Raw genomic sequence first — 15,217 nt, forward strand, 5'->3', positions numbered from 1 at the left:
ATCGGTTCCCTATTCCACTTCAATCGCATCTGTTAAAATAACGGGTGGAAATAAAAAGGTGGAGGATATAAAAAAATGAAAATATTACTCGTTGATGGCACAGTATTTGGAAAAAAAACTGGTGCACTTTTGCGACAAATTGAGCAATATGTTAAAGAGTATAATAGCGATCTAGACCTTGAAATTTTATATTTTGCTGATCTAAAGCATCAAATATTAGATGGTAGTCCGCTGAACGAAGATATGAAGAGGATGATTCAGAAATTTGAAGAGGCGGATGGATATATTATTGCTACGCCAATTTACCAAGCATCTATACCTGGAGTACTAAAAAATGCGTTTGATATGATCGATCCTAAGGCTATGCGCTACAAACCTGTATCTATGGTGGCTAATGGTGGTACATATCAACATCATTTAGTAGTGGAAAATCAGCTGAGACCGATTTTAGATTACTTCCGCTGCCTAGTTACCCCAAATTATGTTTATACACACGCATCCCATTTTGATAAAAGCGACAAAATTATCGACGAATCGATCCATGAACGACTTCGCGAACTGGCATATGTTTTTGTACAATATTGTAAACTAAGTGATACAATACCGAACAATAAATAAAGAAAATGGATCTCGCCTTAGTAGGAGATCCATTTTTTATTTTGCTTTTAGGGAAGTGCAGGCGTTTCTTTAAGTTCAATTTCAATTTCGTCATCAGGTGAAGATGGAGAAACAAGAGCATGATGCTCCCATTTTCTACTTTTCCATCTAAATAGCACGATAATTGCTCGAGTCCATTCATCTGCTGCAATGGCAAGCCAAACTCCGACTAAGCCTAAATCGAAAACAAAAACTAATAAATAGCCTAATGGCACACTCATGCAAACCATTGATAAGAACCCGATCTTTACTGGGAATCTTGCATCCCCGGAAGCGCGTAACGAGTTAATGATTGTAATATTAATCGTACGTCCAGTTTCTAATAGTAGACTTAGTAATAGCACTGAAACACCAAATTTAATAACCTCTGGATTTTCTGTAAATAGACTCATTAAATGTACACGGAATATTGTTACAAGTGCTGCGATAACAGAGGTAAAAAGAAGTGCGGCTTTCACACTAAACCAAAGTTGTTTGTAAGCAGCATCTTTTTCTCCTGAACCGACCAAACGACCGGTAATAATTGATGTCCCCATTCCGATGGCAATAGCAAACAAATATGTAAACATGGAGATGTTATTTGCATATTGTCTTGCTGCTAATGCTTCTGCACCAAGATATGTCACATAATATAAGAAGATAATCTGACATAACTGGTACAAAATTTGTTCTAGGGCGCTAGGAATGCCGATGGATAAGATTTTTTTTACATAATCCTTTGAAAAGGTGATGTAGTACTCGAATTTTATTTTTATCTCTAAAGCTTGATAGAGCAGCCATAAGAACACGAACATGGCAAGTAAACGGCTTACCACTGAAGAAATTGCCGCACCTTGTACACCAAGCTCAGGCGCACCAAAATTACCGAAAATTAAAACATAGTTCGCAGCTACGTGGAATACGTTCATTCCTAGAGAAATATACATTGTTTGCTTCGTCCAGCCGTGCACGCGAATGATTGCTGCCAGTGAATTAATGATAGCCTGAAGGAAGATTCCTCCTCCTACAATGATTAAGTAGCTTTGTGCATGCTCAAGCACTGCACCTTGTAAATTCATCATCGTCATTAAGTGTTTTGATGACAAAATAAAAACGACCGACATGACAAGTCCGACGCATAGATTTAAAGTAACCGCTAGTGCTGAAATTTTAGCTGCTTCAAAATATCGACGTGAGCCAAGATACTGGGAGACAACAATAGCTGCACCATTTCCGACTACTTCTAATATTAGAATCGCTATGTGTATATATTGATTGGCTGTACCTACACCTGAAACCGCATCATCTGAGACGGCGCTTAACATAAAAGTATCGGCTAGCCCCATTAACATAAATAAGAAAACTTCTAAAAAAATTGGCCAAGTTAAGTGGAATAAACTGAGTTTTTCAGCAGGCTTTTTAAATGTTTTACTCATTCATTTTCCTCTTTCTTTTAGGATATCTGTATAGAAAAACTTCAGCTCGATTAACTTTGGTCGAATGTATTTTTCTAACATCGAGCAATATCTTATCACAAAAGTGATAGGAAAAATATAAAATTATTATTCTATCCATGTAACCGTTTTATATGAGGAAAATGCGTTTTTTTTAAGTAAATCGATTAAAAGAGGAATACAGTTTGGATGAAACTTCCAATGCGGGTCTGCGTTATAATTTTATTATAAGGAGGTTTTAATTTGATTATCTTCTTGCTTACAGGTGGTATGATCGGAGTATTGTTCATTTTATTTTTTAGATCAGCAATAGCTGAAAGCATTAGTGGAAATAATGTACTCGTAAAAAGACTGCAAAAGTTGCAAGGGTTTCAAAAAAGTTATTTGGCCGGATTTATGTTATTTTTAGTAAATGCAATTTTGTTTATGGGTTGCCTTTTGATTTTATATGGATTGACACTTGTCTTCATTCCATATGTTCACTTCATTGTGATGATTATAGGCATTGTCCTGAGCATATGGTTTTGGATGGAATTTAATATAGCTTGGATTGGTTCAAAAAAGGGACGAATTATACTTGCAAGTATCGGCAGCAGTTTTTATTTCGGATTAACGATACTATTTGTATATATGTATGTGGGAATTGAGCCATATTATCCAGGAGAGGATACTTTCATGAGAGCTCTTGGTTTAGCTCTTGCAAGTATTGTTACGGCTGTTGCTTGTATTACTTGCTTTGTAATAACAGGTTTTTCAAACAGGAATATAAATCAAGGTGATAAGTATAGTGCAACGACTGAGGCTAGAAATAGTCAATAAAAGAGAGAAGAGGATACTATGGGATTTGGATGGAATTTTGATAATAGTTATGCCAGGCTTTCGGACACATTCTATGCAAGTGTCGGCTTGCATCCGGTAAGCAACCCAAAAATCGTCATATTTAATGAATCGCTTGCAAAAGAGTTGGGTTTAAGTAGTGAGGAGCTGCAAAGTGAAGAAGGGGTGCAGATTTTAGCGGGTAATAAAGCGCCAGAAGGTTCATTTCCAATGGCACAAGCCTATGCAGGACATCAATTTGGTTATTTTACCATGCTTGGAGATGGACGAGCAGTACTTTATGGCGAGCAAATGACGCCGGAGAAAGAACGCTTTGACATCCAATTAAAGGGCGCAGGAAGAACGCCTTTTTCTCGTGGTGGAGATGGACGAGCGGCCCTTGGACCAATGCTTAGAGAATATATTATTAGTGAAGCCATGCATGGACTAGGAATTCCAACTACTCGAAGTCTGGCTGTTGTTTCAACTGGCGAAAAAATCATTCGAGAAACCGATCTGCCTGGTGCAATTTTAACTCGTATAGCATCGAGTCATATCCGAGTAGGCACATTCCAATTCGTTGCTAATTGGGGTAGTTATGAGGACCTTCAGTCGTTGGCAAGTTATACAATCATCCGTCACTACACAGATATTCCAAATAGTGAGAATCAATATTTATATTTACTGCAAGAAGTTATTAAAAAACAAGCCGAATTAATTGCTAAGTGGCAGCTTGTAGGCTTTATTCACGGGGTTATGAATACGGATAATATGGCTATAAGTGGGGAATCCATTGATTTCGGTCCATGTGCTTTCATGGATACCTATAATCCTGAAACAGTGTTTAGCTCTATTGATACACAAGGTCGTTATGCATATGGCAATCAACCCAAAATGGGCCTATGGAATTTAGCTCGTTTTGCCGAAACGCTTGTTCCGTTATTGGACGACGATGAGGAAAAAGCGATAGAAATAGCCCAAGGTCAAATTTCGCAATATATGGACCAATATGAAAAGAATTGGCTGGATGGTATGAGGGCGAAATTAGGTCTATATGATGAAGACGCCGAAGATAAAGAACTAGCAGATCAATTGCTCAATCTAATGCAAAAAAATCGAGCGGACTATACAAATACATTTCGAGCTTTAACAATTGGCAATCATGAAAAATCACCGCTTTATGGCAAAGACGGATTCAATGAATGGCTTCAGAAGTGGGAGCAAAGACGTGGAAGACAAAAACAGTCCATCGAAGAATCGACTGAGCTAATGAAAAATAGTAACCCTTTTGTTATTCCACGTAACCACAGAGTAGAAGAGGCATTGGATGCAGCAGTGAATGATGGGGATATGAGCGTGTTGGAACGTCTATTAGCAGCTCTTGGGGATCCATATGACTATTCAACTGAATCTGAAGAATTTTGCACATTACCGGAGAAAAGGAATCATCCATATCGTACATTTTGTGGAACTTAAAGGTATAATGGAAAAGGGAAGTTATTGAATCTACATGAATGATTCAACCCTGCATTGAAAAAAATAGATGTTCAAGCAAGAATGTAAAGGAGAGAGGCACATGGAAAAACACGAGGTTGGAGAAATCTTTACAATTACGGATGAAAATGATGAGGAATTAGAAGTAGAAGTCCTTGCTTCCATTAATCTTGAGGGAACAGAATACGTAGCAGTTGGCTTTGTAGAGGACATTCAAGAAGAAACAGAAGAAGATATCGATGTTTTCTTTTTAAAAGTAGATGAAGATGGCGAATTCAGTGCTATCGAAAGCGACGAAGAATTTGACAAAGTATCAGCTGCCTTTGATGAAATCATGGATGATGAGGAAGTCTGAAGCAATCAGTTATTATAACTTAAAAATGCTTGGGGTCTAATAATCCCCAAGCATTTTTTGTACTAAATATTCTTCTCGTTTAATAAGATAGCATTTTATCAACCCAGTGCCACATCTAAAATCATCATAATTGTGAAGCCGATCATTAAGCACATTACGGCGAGGTCTTTATTTCCTTCTTCTTGTGAGCTTGGAATAACCTCTTCAGCAACTACAAAGATCATGGCACCTGCTGCGAATGCTAAGGCAAAGGGCAACAGTGGTTCGATAAAGGCAACAGCCAGAAACCCGATGATAGCAGAAATGGGCTCTACCATTCCGGAAAATTGACCAAAGAGAAAACTTTTTTTTCTCGAAAGTCCATCCCTTAACAAAGGCATCGACACGGCAGCACCCTCGGGAATATTTTGAATACCAATTCCTATAGCTAAAGCCATGGCACCTGCAAGTGAAGCAGAGGGAGAACCGAGAGCGACGGCACCAAAAGAAACACCGATTGCTAAACCTTCCGGGATATTATGCAATGTGATCGCTAAAACAAGCAAAGTACTCCGTTTTCGTTTTTTCGCATGAAGCCCTTCAGCACTATTTAGTGGTGCGTTGGGGTGAAGGTGGGGGAGCAGCTTATCTATTGCATAAATAAATTCTCCACCTAGTAAAAAACCAATAGCAACTGGAAGCCAGGCAGGTAGACTTCCACTTTCAGCCATCTCTAGAGCAGGGGATAATAGAGACCAAAAGCTTGCGGCAATCATAACGCCACCAGCGAAGCCTAGCATGCTATCCAAAAATTTTTGATTAAATGTTTTGGTTGTAAAAACTAAAGCAGCACCTAATGCCGTCATTCCCCAAGTAAATAATGTGGCAATAGTTACTTGAAGGAGTGGATCAAGCTCTAAAATAAAGTCCATCAATGGCCCTAACCCCTTTGCATTCTTTCATACTAAATGTTTCCTTAGAGAAAATTTTAAGGGGAATATACTGGAAAATCAATGGGGTTCAACAGAATATAGACTATAAAACTAGTGAATCGTCAAATTTCATATTGTAGCTGGTTTAAATATTGTTTTGGCGTCCCATAAGAAGTTAGTTTTCTAAATTGTGGATAAGTAGATTCAAACAAGATGTATATAGGTGCATCAAGGAGTAAAGGGTAGTTTGAGAAAAATAAACGGTCCCCAAAAACAATTCCTTGTAAGGCACTAGACAGATGTTTGACAAATAGATTGTAGCGTTTCTGTGCTTCTTCTGTGGTATACTCCCCACCGTCTATATAGACCCTTCCCACTAATCGATATTGCCACTCATTCTGCCATTCTGCAATGACCTCATCACGTAATTTCATGTTAATCGCTTCATTATTATAATCAGTTCCTATATCCAAAAAAAGCTCTCCACTATCATCTGAATGGGTAAGGGTATATTTTCTTCCCTTTAAAGGTTCAGTCGGACTTGCTGGTAATATAAATCTCACTTTTAACTTCTGTGGACTAAAATCCGCCATCTATTTCGCCTCCTAAAGATACTAAAAAAATAATTAAATTTACTTGCTAATATATGGTCCAATTACATAGAAGGTTAGTCAATCTGAATGCATAACTTAAAAAGGGTAATGTTAAAAGGAAATATGCATATATTAAATGAGATGGATTATCAAACTGAAATTGACATTCTTAATCAGGTACTATTAAACCAAATTGAGAACGGAGTTGATGAAACTGGATAAAGTGAGTGAAGAATTAACGGAAATGCAAGTATGCCGAAAAAGTCACCATCCAGACCATATAAAAAAAGACTTAACCAATCGCCTTAATCGAATTGAAGGTCAAATCCGTGGTATCAAAGGAATGGTTGATCGCGATGTTTACTGTGATGATATTATTACACAGCTTTCGGCAACTCAATCAGCGTTAAACAGTGTCGCAAAGGTGCTATTGCAAGGGCATTTAAAGGGTTGCATAGTGGAGCGAATAACAGAGGGCGACGAAGAAGTTATTGATGAACTCTTGGTTACCATTCAAAAGCTAATGAGGAAATAATAGATATTTTTTTATAAGCATTATACCCCTATGTCGTATATGAAAGGAGCAATGGAAAATGAAGAATGTTACCTTAAATGTTAAAGGGATGTCTTGTGGACATTGTGTTAAAGCAGTAGAAGGGGGCGTAGGAGCACTAGAAGGTGTTGAACAAGTAAATGTTAATCTAGAAGCAGGGAAAGTAAACGTAGCATATAATGATCAAAAAGTATCCCTTACGCAAATTAAAGAGGCTATTGATGATCAAGGATACGATGTTGAATAAATATCTTTTACCATTCTATTAAATTTAAACGTTTAAGATTAAATGAAGTAAGCCCTCGGCAATTGCCAAGGATCTTTAAAAAGTTTGAAAGAACTCAATAAAATTATGGTTCAAAAACGCCAGCTGACTTTAATTAATAGAGTGCGTCATAGTTAGCGCTCTCTTTCTTGCTTAAAATTATACCCCTAATTGGTATTGGTCTAGAGGTAGGTGAAACATAGTGACGAATGAACTTAAAGAAACCAGCTTACAAATTACTGGAATGACCTGTGCAGCCTGTGCGAACCGAATTGAGAAGGGTTTGCACAAACTCGAAGGAGTAAAAGAAGCAAATGTCAATTTAGCTCTAGAAAAATCCATCATTAGATTTGACCCCAATCAAGTAAATGAACAAGATTTTGAAAAGAAAATTGAAGCATTAGGCTATGGCGTTGTGAAAGATAAAAAAGAATTTGCGATAACTGGAATGACCTGTGCGGCTTGTGCTACGAGAATTGAAAAAGGTTTAAATAAGTTGGATGGCGTAACGCTAGCAAATGTCAATTTAGCTTTAGAGAATGCCGTAGTGGAGTTTAATCCAAATCAAGTTTCGATGTCTGATATCATTAGTCGGGTTGAAAAGTTGGGTTACGGGGCCCATATTAAAGAGAAGGATGGGGTCGATTTTCGTGAAGAAGCGATTCGAAAACAACAAAGAAAATTAGTCGTTTCTGCCATTCTTTCAATACCTCTTTTATGGACGATGGTAGGACACTTTTCCTTCACTTCGTTTATTTTTGTACCGGATATATTGATGAATCCATGGGTCCAAATGGCACTGGCAACACCCGTGCAATTCTTTATTGGTTGGCAGTTTTATGTGAGTGCATTCAAAGCGTTACGCGACCAAAGTGCTAATATGGATGTCCTTGTCGTGATGGGTACATCAGCTGCGTATTTCTACAGTGTCTATCAAGCAATCCTTTCAAATGGTGAGCATCATCCCCCCGAGCTCTATTTTGAAACGAGTGCGGTATTAATCACACTTATATTATTAGGAAAACTCTTCGAAGCACAGGCAAAAGGTCGTTCATCTGAAGCTATTAAGAAATTAATGGGACTACAGGCCAAAACCGCACTAGTTGTTCGAAATGGATTGGAAAAAATGATTCCAATAGAAGAAGTGGTAGTGGGTGATACCATCTTAGTAAAGCCCGGCGAAAAAATTCCCGTAGACGGTGTGATTGCAGTGGGGAATACGGCAGTTGATGAGTCGATGCTTACAGGTGAAAGCTTGCCGATCGATAAAGAGGCTGGAGCTACAGTATTTGGAGCAACAATCAATAAAAATGGTTTCATTAAGATACAAGCGACAAAAGTAGGACGCGATACAGCTCTTTCGCAAATTATTAAAGTTGTAGAGGATGCTCAAGGTTCAAAAGCTCCGATTCAACGTTTAGCAGATAAAATTTCAGGTATTTTTGTTCCAATTGTCATTGCCATTGCCATTATTACGTATATCATTTGGTTAGTTTTTATTATGCCAGGAGAATTCGGCCCAGCTTTAGAAAGTTTAATATCTGTCCTTGTTATTGCTTGTCCTTGTGCACTTGGACTAGCAACCCCGACTTCCATTATGGCAGGCTCGGGTCGTGCCGCAGAACTAGGTATTCTATTTAAAGGTGGAGAACATCTAGAACAAACACATCATATTGATACCGTTGTGGTTGATAAAACAGGAACAGTTACAAATGGAAAACCAGTATTAACCGATGTCTTCGTGGCTGATGGGATGAATATTCGAGTGCTCCTTTCATTTATTGGTTCTGCTGAAAAACAATCTGAGCATCCGCTTGCAGAATCGATTATTGCTGGGATTGAACACGAAGGCATCAAACTTCGTGAAGTACGCGATTTTGAAGCGGTACCAGGGTATGGTGTGAAAGCGACGGTAAATCAACGAGCTATCTTAGTGGGTACTAAGAAGTTAATGGATAAATATAATATTGAAATTTCTCACGTTTTAAGAACAATGGAAGAGCTTGAAGCAGAAGGCAAAACGGCTATGATTGCAAGTATTGATGGTAAGTATGCAGGATTGGTAGCTGTGGCAGACACCATAAAAGATACATCGCAACAAGCCATTGAACGTCTTCTAGACATGGGGATTGAAGTGATTATGATGACCGGGGACAATGAGCGAACGGCCCATGCCATAGCACAACAAGTAGGAATTAAACAAGTTATTGCAGAGGTTCTGCCTGAAGGGAAGGCGGAAGAGATTAAGAAACTGCAAGCTCTAGGAAGAAAAGTAGCCATGGTTGGTGATGGAATAAATGATGCTCCCGCTTTAGCAGTGGCTGATATCGGTATGGCCATTGGAACAGGTACCGATGTGGCTATGGAGGCAGCGGATATTACCCTAATTCGGGGAGACTTAAATAGTATAGCCGACGCCATTATTATGAGTCATAAAACGATGACAAATATTAAACAAAATCTATTTTGGGCATTTGGCTATAACATATTAGGTATTCCAATAGCAGCAGCCGGTCTCCTTGCACCATGGTTAGCTGGAGCGGCCATGGCTTTCAGCTCTGTATCGGTCGTATTAAATGCATTACGATTACAAAGAGTACAAATAAAAAATAAATCTACAAAAAAGTGAGATGTTCAAATTAAATTGAGCATCTCTTTTTTATTGGGATCAACCTTCCGAAAAAATGTCTGTTGTTTAGTATATCTTTAAAGTCTTACCATTTTATGAATAGAATTCAGTTGAAAGTTCAATCCTTTAACTAGTGGAGATACTTGAGAATCTAGGAGGATTAGGAAATGGATAGTAAATTACTATTAGTCGCGATGACACTTCTTTCTGTATTGCTTTTATCAGCTTGTGGTTGGGGAGATTCTGATGGTGAAGTACCGACTGAAGCAGGAGCAGATATCACAAATAACCTTGAGGGAACAGATAAGCAAGTAAGTGAAGAGGAAACAGAGGCAACTACCGAACAGACAGCACTCTCAGTTAGTGACATAATAGAAGGCTTAAAGGAAGCTGAAAATCCAAAGTTCCCAGTTGGAAGTACAGCTGTTGTAAATGCAAGTCATACTGATGGTATGGAAGGTGCCATGGCTACTATAAAGGCTGCTTATGATACAACAGTTTATTCGGTTTCATACACACCTACAAATGGAGATCCATTTGAAGAAAATCATAAATGGTTTGTAGAGGGAGAGATTTCACCGGTTGCAGATGAATTAGTTCAAGATGCAGATGTCATTATTAATGTTAACCATATCGATGGAATGCTAGGTGCAGCAGGTGCTATTGACACGGTTGAAGAAACAACGGTTTACATTGTAGATTATACAAATTCTCTAGGCGAAAAAGTAACGGATCACTTATGGCTTAAAGAAAGTGAATTACAAACAGAAGATGAGTCCGAATATGATACAGACTCAGATGAAGGTTCAGATACCCAATAAAAACTATAAGTCCAGTTCTTAAAATGAGCTGGACTTATTTTGTTTTCTAAAGCTTACACTTTCGATGACATCTTCATGTGAACATTAATTATTCTCGAGGAAGTCAGAAATAAGCATATTTTAATCATTAAAGTGCGTAACCGTAGGAGTTCGAGCATATTTTAATATTTTTAATGATTGGATTTTCTCAATTTTTCGAAATCCGTTAAAATTTATTTTGTAATTTTTTAAATAGTCTGATAAAATCATGTAACACTGATTCATTTTAAATCTAAAACCCCATGGTGATTTGATTTAAACGGTTCAGCGACTATCGTAAAAAAGAGGGAATTATTATGAAGTACTCTGACAAAATTTTAAATACTCCATCATCATTTATTCGAAATATCCTGAAAGTGACAGATGCACCTGACGTCATTTCGTTTGCTGGAGGATTACCAAACCCAATCTCTTTTCCAATAGAAGAGATGCAAAATTCGATTAATCATGCCATTGAAGAAAATGGAGCAAAATTATTCCAATACTCAACTACAGAAGGTTATTTACCTTTAAGACAATATATAGCAGACAAATATAAAAAAGATTTCGGACTAGATTTTGAACCACAGGATATCTTAATTACAACTGGTTCTCAGCAAGCATTACAGCTTATTTCTCAAGTGCTTCTTAATAAGGGGGAAGGCATTGTAATGGAGGAGCCTGGGTATTTAGGGGCAATTCAAGCATTTTCCTTAGCTGAACCCCAATTTTACTCAGTGACATTAGAAGAAGATGGTTTAGACGCAGAACAGCTTGAACAAACACTAGCAGCGAATGACGATATTAAATTCATCTATACAGTACCAAACTTCCATAACCCTACAGGGATTACTTATTCAAGAGAAAAACGTGAAGCAATCTTTGAAGTGGTAAAGAAATACGATGTGGTGTTGATAGAAGATGATCCATACGGTGAATTACGGTGGAATGGTGAAAAATTGCCATACATTGGTGCAGGAAGACTAGATAATTCTGTACTACTTGGATCTTTCTCTAAAATTGTTACACCTGGTATGCGACTTGGGTACCTAGTAACGAAAAACAAAGAGCTAATGCATCATATTAATACAGTAAAACAAGCAACAGACTTGCATACCAATATCTTTTCCCAAATGATTATCTATGATTATTTAGTTAATAATGATTTAGAATCGCATGTAAGAAAAATTATTAACCTTTATGAAACTCAAGCTAATGCCATGCTGAATGCTATGGCAAAATACTTCCCTTCATCAGTGACGTATACGAAACCAGATGGTGGTATGTTCATTTGGGTTACGCTGGAGGAAGGGACTTCAGCACTTGATTTCTTCGAAAAAGCGATGAAGGAAAAAGTAGCCTTCGTACCAGGTGATCCATTCTATACGGATAAAACAAATGTAAATACTTTACGCTTAAACTATACAAACTCTTCACCAGAGATGATTGAAGAGGGAATCAAACGATTGGGGAAAATTTTATATTCACTAGCTGTAGAGAAGCAAATAGTGTGAAGAAGAGCAGACTAAAGTCAAATCATGACTTTGTCTGCTTTTTTTGATTATTAATAAAAGCGTTGTTGATTACAAGGAGGGAAAGCTGATATATCTTGAATCAAATCGAAATCATATTGTTTCATTGCATATTGTGTTTGATACATATATTCCATAACAAGCAACTTTCCATCTGATACACCACATAATATGCCGGATGTCCCTTGACCATTTGCTAAAGATATACCAATTGGCTGCCCCATTAAATACCTGATCTTATATTGCCATTGCATTGTCTTCACTCCCTTACAAGCTAGTTTATGAATTTGATGATTATAGGTGACTGCCTTTAAAATAATTCAAAAACACTCAAAATTAGAGATGTTATTTGTGGAAATCGAGTTGCTCCAAAAGAAATTCGATTGTTCTATTTGAAATAAAAGGGTTTTTTTATCAGCTAATTTTCGGGAGTATGATAAGCTTAGAATTGTTGCAAGATACAAAAATATCATAATTTTATAAGGGGAGCTATATGAAGAAAAAAAGGGGTTTAATTGTCGGGATCATTGTACTTTTATTGATAGCAGCGGGTTCTGTCTTTGGCTTTCAACAATGGAATGAAGCAAAAACACAAGAAAAAAAAGAGCTGGCTGCAAAAGAATGGATTACGGCCATTAAGGAGCAATCCTATGAGAAAATTCCTCAGCTTGTGACAGCAGATTCTCTAACGAAAGCAGGCTACACAGAGGAATCCATCATGGAAAAGTACAAGGCTATATTTGGTGGAATTGGTGTTTCCAATTTGAAGATTGAATATAAAATCAATGCGGAAGATATTTTAGAATATATTGCTACATTTGATACGGTTTTAGGAACAATATCGGAAATACATTATAAAACAAAACTAGTTGAAAGCGGAGAAGACTATAGAGTGGATTGGACTGCGGAATTGATATTCCCGGGCATGCTCTCTGACGATAAAATTCGCTATACAGTGGATGAAGCTGAGCGTGGGGAAATTGTAGATCGAAATGGGTCTTCTTTAGCTTTGAACACGATTACTTATCAAGCCGGTGTTGTACCCAAACAGTTGGGTACAGAGGAAGAAAGAACAGATAAAATTGCTAATATAGCAGAACAGCTTGGTATAACGGTTGAATTTATCGAAGGACAACTGGGACAAAGCTGGGTACAAGACGAACATTTTGTGCCATTAAAAACATTGCCCTATGGAGCAGATACACCCATGATTGAAGGTGTGCAGTATCAACAAGTGGGGACGCGTGCGTATCCTTTAAGAGAGGCAGCAGCCCACATAACTGGCTATGTTGGTGAAGTAAATGCGGAAGATATTGAAAAGGATCCAACCTTACAAGCTGGAGACGTGATTGGCCGTACAGGGTTGGAGCTGGCATTTGAGAAGGAATTACGCGGGCAAAATGGTGGGGAAATCTATATAGAAACAGTAAATGGCGACAAAAGAGCAACCATTCAAAAGATTGAGAAGCAGGATGGACAAACAATTGAAGTGACGATTGATTCAAATTTACAGCAGACAGCATATGATGCACTGGAGAATGCTGTGGGATCAACAGTTGTCATGGAACCGAAATCAGGGGACTTACTTGCACTCGTTAGTAAACCATCCTACAATCCAAATCAATTCGTCGTAGGAATTTCCCAAAGTCAGTATGATGAATATAATAATAATGAAAATAAGCCGTTTATCAGCCGAATTACGACTCGATATGCACCAGGATCTACCTTCAAACCAATTACCGCCTCCATTGGCCTTGAATCAGGTGAAACAACTGTAGATGAAACGCATAAAATAACGGGCTTACAATGGCAAAAGGATAATTCATGGGGGAATTACAGAATTTCACGTGTTTCAGAAACGGCTAGTGTGAATTTAAGGACTGCATTAGTGAAGTCCGATAATATTTATTTTGCCCAAGAAGCTTTAGAAATAGGGGAAGAGACTTTTCGTGAAGGTTTGAATAAGCTTACTTTTGGAGAACCCTATGAATTGCCATTAAGTATGGAACCTGCTCAAATCTCTAATGAAGAGTCATTTGGTTCTGAAATCTTGTTAGCAGATACTGCCTATGGTCAAGGACAGTTGTTAATGTCACCCATTCACATGGTGACTAATTTTACAGTTCTTGCGAATGATGGTGTACTAACGTATCCAAAACTTATTGTCGATTCAGAGACGAAAACAAAAGAAGTCTTTAAAAAAGAAACGATGGAAACAATAAAACCAATGTTAGTTGAAGTAGTCACTGCTCCTGAAGGGACTGCACATGAACTAAATGGCCATGGCAGCATTGCTGCTAAGACTGGTACGGCTGAGTTAAAGAAAGCTCAAGGAGAACGTGGTGTTGAAAACAGTTTAATAACTGTTTTTGATGCAAATGACGCGAGCTACATAGCTGTTTCCATTGTTGAAGACCATAGAAAAGTCGGGAATACGGCGACGCAATTAATTAAACCGGTTATTCAATATCTAGAAATTTTGACGCAGTAATAAGATTGGCAGTTCAAAGTCTTTTTAGTGGACTTTTGAACTGCCATTTTATTTTTTTTTTTTAAACCCTCAAACTTTTTTACCTATCTGGTGCGTCTATATGGTGGAAACGTGTTATTAGCAGAAGAATTAAGGAGAGTTGTTTGGTGTTAAAAAGGGAGCATAGGTGGGAACAAAAGATTGCCGAGTATGTGATGGAAAACAAAGAAAATTTTTATCGGCTTGCATATAGCTATGTGCAAAACCAAGAAGATGCACTTGATATCGTTCAAGATGCCATACATAAAGCAATGCTTTCAAATACCCTTAAAGATGACAAAGCCATAAAGAGTTGGTTTTACAAAATTATTGTGAACACTTCACTAGATCTTTTACGCAGGAGAAAAAAGTTAACAGTTGTAGATGATACAACCCTTCAACATCATTCGCAAGGGGTTAGCGATCATTATGAAAATACTGATCTGCACCGAGCGTTAAATGAATTATCCCCGGATTATCGTAGTGTCATCGTTCTAAGATATTTCGAGGATTTAAAAATTGAGGAAGTGGCAGAAATCCTTGACTTGAATATTAGCACCATCAAAACAAGGATATACAAAGGGTTGAAATTATTGCGTATTCAAATGGAAGACCTAAATATTTGAGGGGG

Annotated in this window: 16 protein-coding genes; 12 read left to right on the plus strand and 4 right to left on the minus strand. The window is 37.7% G+C overall.

Annotated features, from left to right (window positions below):
- The first annotated feature begins 75 nt into the window (after nt 1–75).
- Nucleotides 76–618, plus strand: a complete 543-nt coding sequence (locus C1N55_RS03655) for an NADPH-dependent FMN reductase (protein WP_137727550.1) — start codon at nt 76–78, stop codon at nt 616–618.
- Nucleotides 619–665: 47 nt separating this feature from the next.
- Here the strand turns inward: C1N55_RS03655 and C1N55_RS03660 are convergent, their stop codons facing one another.
- Complete coding sequence (locus C1N55_RS03660; protein WP_137727551.1) at nt 666–2,072, minus strand: MATE family efflux transporter; 1,407 nt, start codon at nt 2,070–2,072, stop codon at nt 666–668.
- A gap of 261 nt (nt 2,073–2,333) precedes the next feature.
- Here C1N55_RS03660 and C1N55_RS03665 point away from each other — a divergent pair, with 261 nt between their 5' ends.
- From C1N55_RS03665 to C1N55_RS03675, 3 genes are all read left to right on the plus strand, one after another.
- A complete protein-coding gene (locus C1N55_RS03665; RefSeq protein WP_137727552.1) occupies nt 2,334–2,909 on the plus strand; it encodes a hypothetical protein in 576 nt (191 codons plus the stop codon).
- 18 nt (nt 2,910–2,927) lie between these two features.
- Nucleotides 2,928–4,382, plus strand: coding sequence for a protein adenylyltransferase SelO (locus C1N55_RS03670; protein ID WP_137727553.1), 1,455 nt, complete (start codon nt 2,928–2,930; stop codon nt 4,380–4,382).
- 100 nt (nt 4,383–4,482) lie between these two features.
- Nucleotides 4,483–4,755, plus strand: coding sequence for a DUF1292 domain-containing protein (locus C1N55_RS03675; RefSeq protein ID WP_137727554.1), 273 nt, complete (start codon nt 4,483–4,485; stop codon nt 4,753–4,755).
- Nucleotides 4,756–4,853: 98 nt separating this feature from the next.
- Here C1N55_RS03675 and C1N55_RS03680 read toward each other — a convergent pair whose 3' ends face one another.
- Both C1N55_RS03680 and C1N55_RS03685 read right to left on the minus strand, forming a co-directional pair.
- Nucleotides 4,854–5,666, minus strand: a complete 813-nt coding sequence (locus tag C1N55_RS03680) for a ZIP family metal transporter (RefSeq protein WP_255502535.1) — start codon at nt 5,664–5,666, stop codon at nt 4,854–4,856.
- 122 nt (nt 5,667–5,788) lie between these two features.
- Nucleotides 5,789–6,259, minus strand: coding sequence for a staygreen family protein (locus C1N55_RS03685; protein ID WP_137727556.1), 471 nt, complete (start codon nt 6,257–6,259; stop codon nt 5,789–5,791).
- Between the two features lie 87 nt (nt 6,260–6,346).
- On the opposite strand from C1N55_RS03685, the gene C1N55_RS20855 reads away from it, so the two are divergent.
- The 6 genes from C1N55_RS20855 to C1N55_RS03710 all read left to right on the plus strand — a co-directional run bounded on the left by C1N55_RS20855 (nt 6,347) and on the right by C1N55_RS03710 (nt 12,059).
- The gene (locus tag C1N55_RS20855) at nt 6,347–6,481 is read left to right on the plus strand and encodes a hypothetical protein (protein WP_255502453.1); all 135 of its coding nucleotides are present in this window, start codon (nt 6,347–6,349) and stop codon (nt 6,479–6,481) included.
- Nucleotides 6,468–6,794: a metal-sensing transcriptional repressor gene (locus C1N55_RS03690; RefSeq protein ID WP_137727557.1), complete on the plus strand. Its 327-nt coding sequence runs from the start codon at nt 6,468–6,470 to the stop codon at nt 6,792–6,794. Before C1N55_RS20855 ends, C1N55_RS03690 begins: the two co-directional genes overlap by 14 nt.
- Nucleotides 6,795–6,852: 58 nt before the next feature.
- The gene (gene copZ, locus C1N55_RS03695) at nt 6,853–7,059 is read left to right on the plus strand and encodes a copper chaperone CopZ (protein WP_137727558.1); all 207 of its coding nucleotides are present in this window, start codon (nt 6,853–6,855) and stop codon (nt 7,057–7,059) included.
- A 220-nt stretch (nt 7,060–7,279) separates the two neighbouring features.
- A complete protein-coding gene (locus tag C1N55_RS03700; protein WP_137727559.1) occupies nt 7,280–9,706 on the plus strand; it encodes a heavy metal translocating P-type ATPase in 2,427 nt (808 codons plus the stop codon).
- 167 nt (nt 9,707–9,873) lie between these two features.
- On the plus strand, nt 9,874–10,527 hold the full coding sequence (locus C1N55_RS03705; RefSeq protein WP_137727560.1) for a YdhK family protein: 654 nt from the start codon (nt 9,874–9,876) through the stop codon (nt 10,525–10,527).
- A gap of 335 nt (nt 10,528–10,862) precedes the next feature.
- Entirely contained in the window at nt 10,863–12,059 is a 1,197-nt protein-coding gene (locus C1N55_RS03710) for an aminotransferase-like domain-containing protein (RefSeq protein WP_137727561.1), read from the plus strand.
- Between the two features lie 50 nt (nt 12,060–12,109).
- Here the strand turns inward: C1N55_RS03710 and C1N55_RS03715 are convergent, their stop codons facing one another.
- The gene (locus C1N55_RS03715; protein ID WP_137727562.1) at nt 12,110–12,331 is read right to left on the minus strand and encodes a hypothetical protein; all 222 of its coding nucleotides are present in this window, start codon (nt 12,329–12,331) and stop codon (nt 12,110–12,112) included.
- 239 nt (nt 12,332–12,570) lie between these two features.
- Between C1N55_RS03715 and C1N55_RS03720 the strand changes: the two genes are divergently transcribed.
- Both C1N55_RS03720 and C1N55_RS03725 read left to right on the plus strand, forming a co-directional pair.
- Nucleotides 12,571–14,568: a penicillin-binding protein PBP4(5) gene (locus tag C1N55_RS03720; RefSeq protein ID WP_137727563.1), complete on the plus strand. Its 1,998-nt coding sequence runs from the start codon at nt 12,571–12,573 to the stop codon at nt 14,566–14,568.
- 146 nt (nt 14,569–14,714) lie between these two features.
- Nucleotides 14,715–15,212: an RNA polymerase sigma factor SigV gene (locus C1N55_RS03725; RefSeq protein WP_255502454.1), complete on the plus strand. Its 498-nt coding sequence runs from the start codon at nt 14,715–14,717 to the stop codon at nt 15,210–15,212.
- The last annotated feature ends 5 nt before the right edge of the window (nt 15,213–15,217 follow it).

The organism is Lysinibacillus sp. SGAir0095 (genome assembly GCF_005491425.1).
Lineage (GTDB): Bacteria > Bacillota > Bacilli > Bacillales_A > Planococcaceae > Ureibacillus.

Excerpts from the sequence above, each read along its gene's own strand:
- C1N55_RS03655 (WP_137727550.1), top strand. The coding sequence starts at position 76 with ATGAAAATATTACTCGTTGATGGCACAGTATTTGGAAAAAAAACTGGT.
- C1N55_RS03660 (WP_137727551.1), bottom strand. The coding sequence starts at position 2,072 with ATGAGTAAAACATTTAAAAAGCCTGCTGAAAAACTCAGTTTATTCCAC.
- C1N55_RS03670 (WP_137727553.1), top strand. The coding sequence starts at position 2,928 with ATGGGATTTGGATGGAATTTTGATAATAGTTATGCCAGGCTTTCGGAC.
- C1N55_RS03675 (WP_137727554.1), top strand. The coding sequence starts at position 4,483 with ATGGAAAAACACGAGGTTGGAGAAATCTTTACAATTACGGATGAAAAT.
- C1N55_RS03680 (WP_255502535.1), bottom strand. The coding sequence starts at position 5,666 with ATGGACTTTATTTTAGAGCTTGATCCACTCCTTCAAGTAACTATTGCC.
- C1N55_RS03685 (WP_137727556.1), bottom strand. The coding sequence starts at position 6,259 with ATGGCGGATTTTAGTCCACAGAAGTTAAAAGTGAGATTTATATTACCA.
- C1N55_RS20855 (WP_255502453.1), top strand. The coding sequence starts at position 6,347 with ATGCATAACTTAAAAAGGGTAATGTTAAAAGGAAATATGCATATATTA.
- C1N55_RS03690 (WP_137727557.1), top strand. The coding sequence starts at position 6,468 with ATGAAACTGGATAAAGTGAGTGAAGAATTAACGGAAATGCAAGTATGC.
- copZ (WP_137727558.1), top strand. The coding sequence starts at position 6,853 with ATGAAGAATGTTACCTTAAATGTTAAAGGGATGTCTTGTGGACATTGT.
- C1N55_RS03705 (WP_137727560.1), top strand. The coding sequence starts at position 9,874 with ATGGATAGTAAATTACTATTAGTCGCGATGACACTTCTTTCTGTATTG.
- C1N55_RS03710 (WP_137727561.1), top strand. The coding sequence starts at position 10,863 with ATGAAGTACTCTGACAAAATTTTAAATACTCCATCATCATTTATTCGA.
- C1N55_RS03715 (WP_137727562.1), bottom strand. The coding sequence starts at position 12,331 with ATGCAATGGCAATATAAGATCAGGTATTTAATGGGGCAGCCAATTGGT.
- C1N55_RS03720 (WP_137727563.1), top strand. The coding sequence starts at position 12,571 with ATGAAGAAAAAAAGGGGTTTAATTGTCGGGATCATTGTACTTTTATTG.